Consider the following 13,037-nt stretch of genomic DNA (forward strand, 5'->3'; position numbering starts at 1 on the left):
CAGATAACAGTAGAATTTACCATGTCGAAGCTGACCATACTACACAACCCACGTTGTTCAAAGAGCCGCCAAACGCTTCAATTATTAATTGATAATGGCCAGCAACCTAAGGTTATCGAATACCTTAAAAATCCGCCGAGCGTAGAAGAACTACAGGCTATTTTGTTGATGCTGGGTATGTCAGATCCTCGCTCCCTAATGCGTAAAAAAGAACCTGAATACAAAGCGCTAAACATAGACAGTGACAATATATCACCTGACGAACTGCTCACGGTTATGCACGTTACCCCCAAGCTTATTGAGCGCCCAATTGTGATAAAAGGTGCGTTAGATGACCGAGAAAGCCTAGCCGCAATCGGCCGCCCGCCAGAGAATGTGCTTAAGCTACTATGAGCAAGCATATTCTCGTTTTATATTACAGCCGACACGGCGCCACCAAAGCAATGGCAAACCGAATTGCCCAAGGTGCAGAATCAAAGGGGATGCAAGCGAAGATTCGTACTGTACCTGAAATCTCTAACGGAATTGATTTCAGCCAAGCCAGCGTGCCAGATGATGGTGACCTATTTGTACAAAAAGATGACTTGAAGACGTGTGCAGGATTAGCGTTAGGCAGCCCTACCCGTTTTGGTAACATGGCCTCTGCGTTAAAATATTTTATCGATAGTACCAGCAGTCAATGGTTGTCCGGTGCGCTGGTTGATAAACCGGCGACTGTATTCACCTCAACAGGAAGTATGCACGGCGGGCAAGAGAGTACGCTGCTCAGTATGATGCTACCGCTACTACACCACGGCATGGTCATTGTAGGGTTACCTTATACTCACCCTGAACTACATAGTACCACCACAGGCGGCAGTCCTTATGGTGCAACCCATTATGCCCATGGCGATAAAGGCAACAAACTCAGTGATGATGAACGCGCACTGTGTTTTGCTCAAGGTCAGCGCTTGGCGGTTATCGCCCACAAGTTAACATCTCAATAGTTATTAAAACCAGGACACCACATGACCTTAAACACCCAATTCTACAAACGCCTTGCTTTAGGCAGTTACTTTTTGTTAATTGCTTGGCTGATCGTTTGGCACTTCTTTCTCACCATAGATAAAAACACGTCAACACTGTTTACCTTATTGCTGTGGATTATCCCTATTCTGTTGCCGATACGTGGATTGCTCGCTGGCAAACCATACACATATGCATGGACTAATTTTATCGTCATGTATTATTTATTACATGGTTTGACCGCTGTATACGCCGTAGAGGGTGAACAGATCTATGCTGCTATAGAGATATTATTGTGCGTTGGTTTGTTTACTGGCTGTAGCTTTTACGCTCGATTACGTGGAAGAGAGCTCGGCACCGGCATTAGAAAATTAAAAGAAGAATTACTGGAAGAAAAAGAAGCATTTGAAGCGCGCAAAAACAATCGTTAATTGAGATTAAGCGCCTCTTTTACAAATGGGATGGTCAGCTTTCTTTGCTGTTGTAAAGACAGCTGATCTAATTTATCTAATGTATTCATCAGCGATGGCATATCGCGCTGCCAATGATTCACAAGATACATAGCGACTTTCTCTGGCATTACCAAACCTCTTTGCCTCGCCCGCGTTAAAAGCGCCACACATCGCCCCTCATCACTTAAACTGGCTAGCGTGAAACTCACCCCCCAAGCTAAACGAGATGCTAAGTCTGCTAGTTGCAGGTTTAAAGACGTGGGCCCACCGTTAGCGCACACGACCACATGACTGCGCCCTAGCTCTTTGACTCTATTTAACAAATCAAATACCGCTATTTGCCATGTTTGTGAATCCTGCAGTGCATCTGCGTCGTCTAAACAAATGAGTTGGCTGTGCTCGAGGCCGTCAAGCACCTCAGGGGAGTATTGCTGTTTATCTTTAAAACTAAGATACACCGCACTGACATTCGCCGATTGAGCTTTGTGACATAAAGAGTAAAGAAGATGACTTTTACCTACACCGTGATCGCCACTGACAAACGTTAGCCAAGGTTGATTTTTGGTATTCAACGTTTTGTTGAGCAAGCTTTTGAGCCGGTGAACCAAGTGCAAGTTTTCGCCAACAATAAAACTATCAAATGTTTCTGTATCGCGTAAATTCACGGCTAAAGACAATTGCTTGCTCATTATAGTTTCCAGAAATACTCCAACTTTTGCTTATCCAGCTCGAGGCGATTCACAGGAGAAATTCGGTTATCTAAGCTCATTGCATCTATAAGGTTGTCTACCTCGCCTAACAAGCTTAGTTCGAACTTCGCCACTTGGCCGTTTTGACTCACTAAACTGGCTGAACTTACGACACTTAGACTATTAAAAAACGTTAATATTTCTCCGTATTGTCTAAGGCTACTTAAGTTCTTTATGGTGACTATGGTCCGCATAGCAGCCGGATCGAAACGGCTAAAATCAATTGCGTATTTGTTCGCTAGGTTGTCAGCCATACCTTCGATAACCGCACTGACCACTTGTTCTTGATCCGCTCCTGAAACAGTTCCAACGCTTGTGCTTCCCGCTTCCAGTAGCGTCCAATCGGCTCGCCAAGCAACATCAACACCTTGAGCACTGCCTTGCTCATCATTTTCTTCAGCATCGTTGTTTTCTAATTGGTAGATCCTTGCTGAAAGGACATTTTCCACGCCGTAACGCTTGCTTGCCTGAGCGAGTTGATGCACAAAGCCGCCCCATACATCATAGATACTGATATTTTGCATATCATCTAAATCTAATAATGGTTGAACAATCTCGACCCCTCTGCGTTTTGCCACCTTTTGCGCCGCAACAAACAATTCTTGATGACTGCCTTCAGAGACCAACTCACGACGACCGTTAGGCTCCTTAATCGCCAACCATAATATGGTTTCTGGGCGGAGCTTATCCCAAATTCGATAACCTGAATCACGTAATTGCTTATCTACTTTTTCCTGATCAAAGTTAACCGCAAGATACAAATGCTCAGGAGTTTGCTCAAACCGATAAGTGCGTAAGTAACGTTTCGCTTGCTTAAGCTGTTGCTTGATTTGAGGGTCATTCAACAAAGTCGAATTACCACTGACCTTCACAAATACATCTTGTAGACCATCGCGTATGGCCGCATTCAGCGTGGCCGTTGATTGGTCTGCAACCTCAACTTGCGCATTGTATAATCCTTCAATGACACCCGCATTAGCACTCGCTAAACAACATAATGTCAGACAAAAAATAAGGTGCAATCGAGCTACAATAGCGACGCCTTTGAACATTTATCAACTTCACTCCAGAGTAGAAAGGCCCTATTGTCATTGATTTAAGTAGAAATTTCATCATTTGTTTCACCCTAGTTAATTTCCCCTTGGGCAAAATTGAGTAGATTATCTGTACCTTTTGCCATTCTGAACTGATAAAATCTGCGCTCATTTTTGGACCCTCACCCTCAAATAGGTAATTACGTGACCGATAACAAACCCTCCTTAAGCTATAAAGACGCAGGTGTCGACATCGATGCGGGCAATGAACTTGTCGAAAGAATCAAATCTGTAAGCAAGAAAACACATCGCCCTGAAGTCAGAGGAGGTTTAGGTGGTTTTGGCGCGCTTTGCTCACTTCCAACTAAATATAAAGAGCCGCTACTCGTTTCAGGCACCGATGGTGTAGGTACTAAACTACGTTTAGCCATGGATTTAGAGCAACATGATGGCATCGGCATCGACCTAGTCGCAATGTGCGTCAATGATTTAATCGTTCAAGGTGCTGAGCCGTTATTTTTCTTGGACTATTACGCTACTGGCAAGCTTGATGTTGATACCGCAGCTAAAGTGGTCACAGGTATAGGCAAGGGTTGCGAATTATCGGGTTGCGCATTAATCGGTGGCGAAACCGCTGAAATGCCAGGTATGTATCACGGTAACGATTATGACGTTGCAGGTTTCTGTGTCGGCGTTGTAGAAGCTGCCGACGTAATTGATGGAAGCCGTGTAAAAGCAGGAAATGTGTTAATTGCGCTGGGCTCTTCTGGCCCACACTCTAACGGTTACTCCTTGGTGCGTAAGATACTCGAAGTATCAGGTTGTGAGGCCAGTGAAGTATTTGATGGTAAGCCATTATCAGAGCATTTGCTCGAACCTACGCGCATTTATGTAAAGTCAGTTCTTCATTTATTAGAGAGTGTACAGGTGAATGCAATTACCCATATCACTGGTGGTGGTTTTTGGGAAAACATTCCTCGTGTATTACCTCAAGGCACAAAAGCCGTTATCGACGAAAGTAGCTGGCAGTGGCCAAGTATATTCAACTGGCTGCAAGAAAATGGCAATGTAACCACACACGAAATGTACCGTACTTTTAACTGTGGCGTTGGTCTGATGATAGCGCTTGAAGCGGACAAAGCCGGCGAAGCGATCGCGATCCTAAAAAGCCAAGGCGAAAATGTATGGCAAATTGGCCATATTGAAGACAGCAGTGATAACAATCAGGTTGAGATTAAATAGTGACAGTCAATACCGATATCACAAAAATCGTAGTGCTGATTTCCGGTAACGGGTCAAACTTACAAGCCTTGATTGATGATATAGCCGAGCAAAAAATAACGGCGCAAATTGTTGCCGTTATTTCCAACAAAGCCGATGCCTACGGTTTAGAGCGCGCGTCTCAGGCGAATATCCCTCATCATGTTGTAAGTCACAAAGATTACGCAACACGTGATGAATACGATGCCCAACTACACAGCACTATTGCAAGTTTTTCGCCTGATCTGGTTGTATTAGCCGGATTCATGCGCATATTAACTCCTTGGTTTGTTGAGCAATTTACGGGTAAGATGTTAAACATTCATCCATCTTTATTGCCAAAATATAAAGGTTTAGACACGCATCAACGAGCCATAGATGCTAAAGATGAAGAACACGGCGCTTCGGTACACTTTGTTACCCCCGAGCTAGACGGCGGACCGGTTGTATTGCAATCCAAAGTGCCTGTTTTTGCCGATGAAAATGCCTCACAACTTGCCTCAAGGGTGCAAGAACAAGAGCGCCAAATGTATCCATTAGTTGTCCGTTGGTTCTGCCAAAAAAGACTGCTAATGCTTAATAATAAGGCTTATTTAGATGGAAACGAGATACCAATCACGGGTTACGCAGCTGATTAGCAAACGTTGGCTAGTGGGCCTTTTATGCATAATAGGATCCGTGGCTCAAGCTACTGCTCTACCCACATTTGATGCCGAGTACACCGCATTTCGTTACGGTAAAAAGTTAGGTTATGCCTTGCTCAGCGTTGAAAACGTAGATGATGAAACCTATCGCATGGAATATCACTCGAAGGTTTCCTTGTTCTTCTTATCTGATAAGCGTACTGAAATAAGTGATTTTGCTTTTATTGACGATAAAATAGTGCCGAAAAATTATCGGTATAGTCGTACAGGCACTGGCAGCAATAAAAGTATCAAAGTTGTTTTCGATGCAGGCAAAGAAAAGATATTTATCGATAAAGAGCCTGGAATTGACTGGCAAGATCAGTTTGACAACCAGCTTTATCGGTTAGATTTGCAACAGAAGCTTGCTCAAGGTCAGAAGGAGTTTAGTTACCAAGTAATTAACTATCGCGGTCAAGAGCGGGATTACCATTTAAAAGTCATGGGGACTGAGCAGCTAACGTTGCCTTACGGTATGCTCGAAGGTATAAAAGTTGAAATTGTTCGTCATAACTCAACACGAGAGACCTTCGCATGGTTTTCACCTCAGCTAAATTACCAGCTTGTACGCTTGCAACAGTTCAAAGACGATAAAGAACAAGGTGATATTCAATTAAAGACCTTTACCGCCACTCAATAGTAAAATAAAAATACAGTGACTCATTTGAGTCACTGTTGCCGTTCAATCATCCCCTGCCTTTGTTATCCATTACCCTGCTAGATAATCAACCATCAACTAAAACATTAACCAAATAGTGACAATTGGCGTAAGCTAAGACTTGATATTGTGTTGGCAAAATACTACTCTGACACTCTGGTCTGACCTCTACATCTGGAGTCTTTATGCAAACGTTATTATGGACACTTATTATTATCGCCACCCTTGGTGCGGCGAGCTACTTTAGAATGAAACTGATGAATGCCACTATCGCAGTGGCGGTTGCTATGTTGCTTGGCAGCATATTTGGCCCTGTGGGCGGAATCGCTTGGCTGGTATTTTTAATCATTGCTATTCCACTGAACGTGGACTCTTTACGTAAGAAATATCTTACAGCTCCGATTTTAGATACCTACAAAAAAATTATGCCTGAGATGTCAAGCACCGAGCGCGATGCCATTGACGCCGGGACAGTGTGGTGGGACGGTGAAATTTTCAGCGGCAACCCGAATTGGCAAGCGTTACATAGTATCCCGCAAGCACGCTTGACTGCAGAAGAACGCGAGTTTTTAGATGGTCCAGTTGCGCAAGTATGCGAAATGGTCAGTGATTGGGATATTACTCATAAAGACACAGACTTGACGCCTGAAGTATGGCAATTTCTCAAAGATAATAAGTTCTTTGCGATGATCATCAAAAAGCAATACGGTGGCCTTGAGTTCTCAGCCTATGCGCAATCCCGTGTGTTACAGAAATTGTCGGGCGTCAGTGCGGTATTATCTACCACCGTTGGTGTACCAAACTCCTTAGGTCCTGGTGAATTACTTCAGCACTATGGAACCAAAGAACAACAGGACCATTACTTGCCTCGCCTTGCAACAGGTGAAGAAATTCCCTGTTTCGCGTTAACAGGCCCAGAGGCAGGTTCAGATGCTGGCTCGCTGCCTGACAGCGGTATTGTGTGCAAAGGCGAGTGGGAAGGCAAAGACGTCATTGGCCTGCGCTTAACATTTGATAAGCGATACATCACCCTTGCACCAGTCGCCACGGTTATCGGTCTTGCATTTAAAATGTATGACCCTGAAGGACTGGTAGGCGACAAAAAAGATATTGGTATTACCTGCGCCCTACTACCACGCGATACCAAGGGGATGGAAATCGGTAATCGTCATTTCCCTCTTAACGTTCCATTTCAAAATGGTCCCATCCGCGGAAACGATATATTCGTCCCGCTTGATTACATCATTGGCGGCGTAGAAATGGCCGGTCAAGGCTGGCGTATGCTGGTTGAATGTTTATCCGTCGGTCGTTGTATTACGCTACCTTCAGCATCGGCAGGAGGGGCGAAAAGTATCGCTCTGGCTACAGGGGCCTACGCGCGTATACGCCGTCAATTTAAAATGCCTGTCGGTAAGATGGAAGGCGTAGAAGAAATGCTAGCCAGTATTGGCGGTAACGCTTATTTGATGGATGCCGTCACTAGCTTGACGACCAAAGCCGTAGATTTAGGTGAGAAACCGTCAGTTGTATCAGCGATTTGTAAATACCACTTAACCGAAAAAATGCGCCAGTTAGTTAATGACGCTATGGACGTGCATGGTGGTAAAGGCGTCATGCTTGGGCCAAATAATTATTTGGGTCGAGGTTATCAAGGTGCGCCTATCGCCATCACGGTAGAAGGTGCCAATATTCTTACTCGTAATATGATGATATATGGCCAAGGCGCTATGCGTAGTCACCCTTTCGTGCTTAAAGAGCTTTATGCGGCAAGTCATGAGGACAAAGAGCAAGGCTTGAACGAGTTTGACGATGCGGTATTTGGCCACATCGGCTTCGCCATCAGTAACACATTCAGAAGTATTTGGTTCTCTCTCACAGGGGCACGCCTGGCGGGTGCACCTTTCGATGATGAAACTGCTGGCTACTATCGTTCATTGCAACGCTACAGCAGCAACTTGGCCTTGTTGTCTGATGTTTCTATGGCCGTGCTCGGCGGTGAACTGAAACGCCGTGAACGTATATCAGCCCGTTTAGGTGATGTGTTAAGCCATATCTATTTAGCCTCTGCAGTACTGAAACGCTATGATGACCAAGGCCGTTTGAAGGAAGATTTGCCTTTGGTACATTGGGCCATGCAAGACACCTTGTTTAAGCTAGAAACAGCCCTAATCGAATTGTTCGAGAACTTCCCATCGGCAGTTTTGGGCGTGATGTTAAAAGGAATCATCATGCCGTTTGGCCGTTCATACCGTCGTCCTTCGGATAAAATAGAACATAAAATTGCAGCTATTTTGCAAAGCCATAATCCCTCACGAACCCGTTTGGGTGAAGGGCAACATTTCGGTGGGAAAGATTGCTTGATGGGTGATTTAGAACAGACGCTGAAAGATGTGCTTGCAAGTGAGCCCGTGTTCGACAAAGTGTGTAAGGCAGCCAAAGAGCGTTACCCTTTCACTGGTCTTGACGTTATTGCACAAAAAGGACTAGAACTAGGCGTAATCACTGAACAAGAAGCTGAATTACTTACACGCACGGAAGCAGGCCGCTTACGTACAATCAATGTAGATGATTTTGACCCGAAAGAGTTGATCGCCAATACACAGGCCGCCAAGCCTAAACGTCGTACAACTAAGTCTTCAGAGGCCGCTTAGTGCTCATCGCTTTAGGATGACAACCCGCTAATGAAACAAAACCGCTTCAATTGAAGCGGTTTTTTTATAGGTGGAATTTACTTAGAAATAACCTCTACCTCTATTAATCAAATGAGTAACAGCTAGGGCATGAATTTCAGATATAAAAAATCCGCTACCTAGCATGCTAGGTAGCGGAGTAATTATTAAAACCGACTCCGTATTACTCAGTCGGTTTTGTATTCTCTACGCGGCTTTTGAGCTTTTGACCAGGTCGAAATGTGACTACGCGTCTCGCCTTAATAGGGATATCTTCACCCGTTTTAGGGTTGCGCCCTGGTCGTTCACTCTTTTGTCGTAAATCAAAGTTACCAAAACCAGATAGCTTAACTTGCTCACCTGATTCCAATGCCTCACGGACCTCTTCGAAAAATGCTTCAACAAGATCTTTGGCATCTCTCTTGTTCATGCCCAACTTTTCAAATAAATGTTCCGCCATTTCGGCTTTGGTTAACGCCATATCCGTCAATCCCTCAATGTAGCCCCAAATTGCTCTGACAGTTTAGTCAGAATACCATCGACCACGGCTTGAATTTCAGCTTCTTCAAGCGTTCTTGCCATGTCTTGTAAAGTCAATGAAATAGCCAAACTCTTAAACCCTGGCTCGATGCCTTTACCTCGATAGATGTCGAACAAGTTTAGGCCAACTAGTTGATTTGCGCCAAATTTTTGGATGCAATCTAAAATTTCACCAACGACTTTATCATCGTCTACAACGATTGCAATGTCACGTCGATTTGCAGGAAATTTCGATATTTCTTTCGCTTCAGGTAACTTTTTCTCTCCAAAAGCGGCAATTTCCAGCTCAAATACGAAAACTCGGCCATTTAACCCCAGTAATTTCTCGAATTTAGGATGTACGGCCCCCATCACGCCAATAAAAACATCATCACGGTAAATTGCGGCGCTTTGTCCTGGATGAAGCGAGCTATGCTCTGTCGCCTCGAAACGGAATACGTCAATAGGAGCAATAAGGCTGAGCAAAGCTTCAACATCCGCTTTAGCATCGAAAAAGTCTACCGCTTTATCTGCTCGATCCCAATTGGCCTCGTGTAAATTGCCTGCTATTACACCGGAGAAAACTGTCTCTTGACGCACGCCCATCTTTTCAGATGCATCAGGAATAAAACGTAAACCTGACTCAAACAAGCGAACCCGCGCTTGTTGGCGCTTTTGGTTATAAGAAACGGCTTGCAGCAATCCTGTCCAGGCGCTTACTCGCATGGCTGACATATCAGCAGAGATTGGGTGCGGTAATACGATAGCGTCAATTTCAGGGTATAATTTACTCTGTACTTTAGGATCAACGAACGAGTACGTAATAGCTTCTTGGTAATCGCGGTTGGTCAGCGTCAGTTTGAGTTCGTTCACATCAAGCGCTTGCTCTTTTCGACCTGACATTCTTAACTCTGCGCTAGGCGCTAAATTTGGAATGTTGTTATAACCGTAAACCCGCGCGATCTCTTCTATCAAGTCTTCCTCAATCGCTATATCAAAACGATAAGCAGGCACTTTTACTTGCCATTGCCCGTTCGACTCATCGGCGTCTAGCCCTAAGCGCATCAAAATATCACTGACTACGCTCGCTTCGATTTCAATACCCAACACACGCGTTAGACGTGCAGCACGCAGCACGACATCTTTGACTGGCGGGATGTATTGTTCGTCAATCGCTTCTACGATAGGGCCCGCTTCACCACCTACTATCTCAAGCAGTAAAGCGGTTGCACGTTCCATTGCTTGGCGTTGCATTTGAGGATCGACACCGCGCTCGTATCGATGTGATGCGTCAGTATGTAACCCGTACTGGCGCGCTTTACCCATGATTGCGTCTGGCGCGAAAAACGCACTTTCTAAAAATATATTTTGACTATTAGAGGTAACACCAGAATCGAGTCCACCGAAGATGCCTGCCATAGCAAGCGCCTTTTCCTGATCCGCAATGACCAAGGTGTTGTCTTTTAACGTAACCTTGGTTTCATCTAATAAGACTAACTCTTCATCTTGCTTGGCCATCCGCACAACAATATCGCCACTAAGCACATCGTTATCGAATGCATGCATTGGGTGGCCGAGCTCTAACAATACAAAGTTAGTTACATCCACCACAGCATCAATACTACGCACACCACTGCGACGGAGCTTTTCTTGCAGCCACAAAGGTGAAGGAGCATTTACATCAATACCTTTAATAACGCGTCCTAAATAACGTGGGCACGCTTGTGGTGCTGCAAGTGAAATACCCCTAGTGTCAGCGACACTCGCTGCCGTTTCTGGGTAAATAGGCATATCCACATTACTTTGATTCAGCACGCCCACTTCACGAGCAAGGCCGCGCATGCCCAAGCAATCTGCACGATTCGGTGTTAAATCAACTTCAATCGTGACATCATTCAAATCAAGATATTCGCGAATATCTTGACCTATAGGTGCGTCCGCTGGTAATTCAACAATACCATCATGGTCATCTGAAATACCTAGCTCTGAAAAGCTACATAACATGCCGAATGAAGGCTGACCACGTAATTTCGCTTTCTTGATTTTAAAGTTACCAGGTAATACTGCGCCGACTTTTGCCACAGCCACTTTTAAACCCTGACGACAGTTCGGCGCACCGCAAACGATATCGATTAACTCATCATCACCTACGTTAATTTTGGTTACTTGCAGCTTATCTGCATCTGGATGTTGACCACATTCAACCACTTCACCCACGACTACGCCACTGAACTCACCGGCAACAGGCTCAACACCGTCTACTTCAAGGCCAGCCATAGTAATTTGATCTGCAAGCTGCTGTGTAGAGATATCAGGGTTTACCCATTCTCTTAGCCACTTTTCACTGAATTTCATACTTTCTCGCCCTTACTTAAACTGCTTTAAAAAACGAAGATCGTTTTCGAAAAATGCACGTAAATCATTCACGCCATAACGCAACATGGTGAGGCGTTCCACCCCCATGCCGAAGGCAAAGCCAGTGTAGACTTCAGGGTCAATATTCACAGCGCGCAATACATTTGGGTGCACCATGCCGCAACCGAGTACTTCTAACCACTTGCCATTTTTACCCATCACATCCACTTCTGCCGAAGGCTCGGTAAACGGGAAATAAGAAGGACGAAAACGTACTTGTAAGTCCGCTTCGAAGAAGTTGTTCAAGAAATCATGAAGAATGCCTTTTAGCTGAGTAAAGCTCACGTTCTTGTCTACCATCAAGCCTTCAACTTGATGGAACATAGGCGTATGCGTTTGATCGTAATCGTTACGATAAACTCGCCCTGGTGAAATGATACGCAATGGCGGTTGCTCGGCTTCCATGGTACGAATTTGTACACCTGATGTCTGCGTTCTTAACATCACATCAGGGTTGAAATAGAAAGTATCATGATCGGCACGCGCTGGATGATTAGCTGGAATGTTCAACGCATCAAAGTTGTGAAAACCATCTTCAATTTCAGGGCCGGTTTTAACACTAAAGCCTAACTCAGCAAAAAAGCTTTCAATACGATTAATGGTTCGCGTGACTGGATGCAGTCCACCCATTTCTGTCGAACGGCCAGGCAGAGATACATCGATTGATTCAGCAGCAAGCTTGCTGTTCATCTCTTGCTCACGCAGCAGTTCTCCGCGCTGATGAATAAGTTGCTGAATTTGCTGTTTAGCTTGGTTTATTTTTTGACCGGCTGCAGGGCGCTCTTCGTTAGACAGTTTTCCTAAGCCTTTGAGTAGCTCAGTCATACGGCCTTTTTTACCCATGAAGTCTACGCGAACCGCATCAAGCGTGCTGGCATCTTGGGCGACGTTGATTTGCGTTTCTGCCTCTTTGATTATGGCATCAAGATCCATAGTTTCCTCGAATTGGATTAAATATTGAGTCACTGACCATAGATCTAAAAGCATGGCTGGACATGTAAAAAGAACCCGCAATTCTACACGAAAGCAACTGTGTCAGGCTAGATACAATTACCGGAAAGTACGGATATTAAACGCTTTTTCATTGATTTATTGTAAACAAGGAGAGTTATTACACGCAGGATCGTGAAGGTAAGTTTGATTAAACAGAGATTAAATTCCAAACAAAAAAAAACGGCAAGCATCCGGCTCGCCGTTCTTCGAAAGAACTTAAACTTAATTGTTAATTAATTAAGCTAATGCACCTTTAGCGGCATCTACTAATGCGCTAAATGCGTTTTTGTCATGTACTGCGATGTCAGCCAAAATCTTACGATCGATTTCAACAGACGCCTTCTTAAGACCGTTAATGAAACGGCTGTAAGACATACCATTTTGACGCGCCGCAGCATTGATACGAGCAATCCACAATTGACGGAATTGACGTTTCTTTTGACGACGGTCACGGTAAGCGTATTGACCAGCTTTTGTTACTGCTTGAACAGCAACGCGATAAACTCGACTACGAGCTCCGTAATAACCTTTGGCTTGCTTTAGTACCTTTTTGTGACGGGCACGTGCAACAACACCACGTTTTACTCTTGCCATATTCTA

The 13,037-nt window shown here is 44.6% G+C and carries 13 protein-coding genes; 7 read left to right on the plus strand and 6 right to left on the minus strand.

The window, feature by feature from the left end:
- The first annotated feature begins 21 nt into the window (after positions 1–21).
- From arsC to AC0L6N_RS10485, 3 genes are read left to right on the plus strand one after another with little or no spacing between them, the layout of a single operon-like run.
- Positions 22–393 carry an arsenate reductase (glutaredoxin) gene (gene arsC / locus AC0L6N_RS10475; protein ID WP_006991130.1) on the plus strand — a complete coding sequence of 124 codons (372 nt, stop codon included), beginning with the start codon at positions 22–24 and terminating at the stop codon, positions 391–393.
- A complete protein-coding gene (gene wrbA / locus AC0L6N_RS10480) occupies positions 390–986 on the plus strand; it encodes an NAD(P)H:quinone oxidoreductase (RefSeq protein WP_473481091.1) in 597 nt (198 codons plus the stop codon). The genes arsC and wrbA overlap by 4 nt, the downstream gene beginning before the upstream one ends.
- A 21-nt stretch (positions 987–1,007) precedes the next feature.
- Entirely contained in the window at positions 1,008–1,436 is a 429-nt protein-coding gene (locus AC0L6N_RS10485) for a DUF2069 domain-containing protein (protein WP_011575273.1), read from the plus strand.
- Here AC0L6N_RS10485 and hda read toward each other — a convergent pair.
- Positions 1,433–2,146: a DnaA regulatory inactivator Hda gene (hda, locus tag AC0L6N_RS10490; RefSeq protein WP_011575274.1), complete on the minus strand. Its 714-nt coding sequence runs from the start codon at positions 2,144–2,146 to the stop codon at positions 1,433–1,435. The two genes, AC0L6N_RS10485 and hda, sit on opposite strands and share 4 nt — an antisense overlap.
- On the minus strand, positions 2,146–3,258 hold the full coding sequence (locus AC0L6N_RS10495) for a DUF2066 domain-containing protein (protein WP_473481093.1): 1,113 nt from the start codon (positions 3,256–3,258) through the stop codon (positions 2,146–2,148). The genes hda and AC0L6N_RS10495 overlap by 1 nt, the downstream gene beginning before the upstream one ends.
- 186 nt (positions 3,259–3,444) lie before the next feature.
- On the opposite strand from AC0L6N_RS10495, the gene purM reads away from it, so the two are divergent.
- The 4 genes from purM to fadE all read left to right on the plus strand — a co-directional run bounded on the left by purM (position 3,445) and on the right by fadE (position 8,492).
- Positions 3,445–4,482: a phosphoribosylformylglycinamidine cyclo-ligase gene (purM, locus tag AC0L6N_RS10500; protein ID WP_473481095.1), complete on the plus strand. Its 1,038-nt coding sequence runs from the start codon at positions 3,445–3,447 to the stop codon at positions 4,480–4,482.
- Positions 4,482–5,138, plus strand: coding sequence for a phosphoribosylglycinamide formyltransferase (gene purN, locus AC0L6N_RS10505; protein ID WP_011575277.1), 657 nt, complete (start codon positions 4,482–4,484; stop codon positions 5,136–5,138). Before purM ends, purN begins: the two co-directional genes overlap by 1 nt.
- The gene (locus AC0L6N_RS10510) at positions 5,098–5,823 is read left to right on the plus strand and encodes a DUF3108 domain-containing protein (RefSeq protein WP_041713821.1); all 726 of its coding nucleotides are present in this window, start codon (positions 5,098–5,100) and stop codon (positions 5,821–5,823) included. Before purN ends, AC0L6N_RS10510 begins: the two co-directional genes overlap by 41 nt.
- A 203-nt stretch (positions 5,824–6,026) precedes the next feature.
- Complete coding sequence (fadE, locus tag AC0L6N_RS10515) at positions 6,027–8,492, plus strand: acyl-CoA dehydrogenase FadE (RefSeq protein ID WP_473481097.1); 2,466 nt, start codon at positions 6,027–6,029, stop codon at positions 8,490–8,492.
- A 202-nt stretch (positions 8,493–8,694) separates the two neighbouring features.
- Here the strand turns inward: fadE and AC0L6N_RS10520 are convergent, their stop codons facing one another.
- From AC0L6N_RS10520 to rplT, 4 genes are all read right to left on the minus strand, one after another.
- Positions 8,695–8,991, minus strand: coding sequence for an integration host factor subunit alpha (locus AC0L6N_RS10520; RefSeq protein WP_006991121.1), 297 nt, complete (start codon positions 8,989–8,991; stop codon positions 8,695–8,697).
- A gap of 5 nt (positions 8,992–8,996) precedes the next feature.
- Positions 8,997–11,384 carry a phenylalanine--tRNA ligase subunit beta gene (gene pheT, locus AC0L6N_RS10525; RefSeq protein ID WP_473481099.1) on the minus strand — a complete coding sequence of 796 codons (2,388 nt, stop codon included), beginning with the start codon at positions 11,382–11,384 and terminating at the stop codon, positions 8,997–8,999.
- Between the two features lie 12 nt (positions 11,385–11,396).
- The gene (pheS, locus tag AC0L6N_RS10530) at positions 11,397–12,377 is read right to left on the minus strand and encodes a phenylalanine--tRNA ligase subunit alpha (RefSeq protein ID WP_473481101.1); all 981 of its coding nucleotides are present in this window, start codon (positions 12,375–12,377) and stop codon (positions 11,397–11,399) included.
- A gap of 297 nt (positions 12,378–12,674) precedes the next feature.
- On the minus strand, positions 12,675–13,031 hold the full coding sequence (rplT, locus tag AC0L6N_RS10535; RefSeq protein WP_006991118.1) for a 50S ribosomal protein L20: 357 nt from the start codon (positions 13,029–13,031) through the stop codon (positions 12,675–12,677).
- Positions 13,032–13,037 lie beyond the last annotated feature (6 nt).

Source organism: Paraglaciecola sp. G1-13, assembly GCF_055809255.1.

Excerpts from the sequence above, each read along its gene's own strand:
- arsC (WP_006991130.1), top strand. The coding sequence starts at position 22 with ATGTCGAAGCTGACCATACTACACAACCCACGTTGTTCAAAGAGCCGC.
- wrbA (WP_473481091.1), top strand. The coding sequence starts at position 390 with ATGAGCAAGCATATTCTCGTTTTATATTACAGCCGACACGGCGCCACC.
- AC0L6N_RS10485 (WP_011575273.1), top strand. The coding sequence starts at position 1,008 with ATGACCTTAAACACCCAATTCTACAAACGCCTTGCTTTAGGCAGTTAC.
- hda (WP_011575274.1), bottom strand. The coding sequence starts at position 2,146 with ATGAGCAAGCAATTGTCTTTAGCCGTGAATTTACGCGATACAGAAACA.
- AC0L6N_RS10495 (WP_473481093.1), bottom strand. The coding sequence starts at position 3,258 with ATGTTCAAAGGCGTCGCTATTGTAGCTCGATTGCACCTTATTTTTTGT.
- AC0L6N_RS10510 (WP_041713821.1), top strand. The coding sequence starts at position 5,098 with ATGGAAACGAGATACCAATCACGGGTTACGCAGCTGATTAGCAAACGT.
- fadE (WP_473481097.1), top strand. The coding sequence starts at position 6,027 with ATGCAAACGTTATTATGGACACTTATTATTATCGCCACCCTTGGTGCG.
- AC0L6N_RS10520 (WP_006991121.1), bottom strand. The coding sequence starts at position 8,991 with ATGGCGTTAACCAAAGCCGAAATGGCGGAACATTTATTTGAAAAGTTG.
- pheT (WP_473481099.1), bottom strand. The coding sequence starts at position 11,384 with ATGAAATTCAGTGAAAAGTGGCTAAGAGAATGGGTAAACCCTGATATC.
- pheS (WP_473481101.1), bottom strand. The coding sequence starts at position 12,377 with ATGGATCTTGATGCCATAATCAAAGAGGCAGAAACGCAAATCAACGTC.
- rplT (WP_006991118.1), bottom strand. The coding sequence starts at position 13,031 with ATGGCAAGAGTAAAACGTGGTGTTGTTGCACGTGCCCGTCACAAAAAG.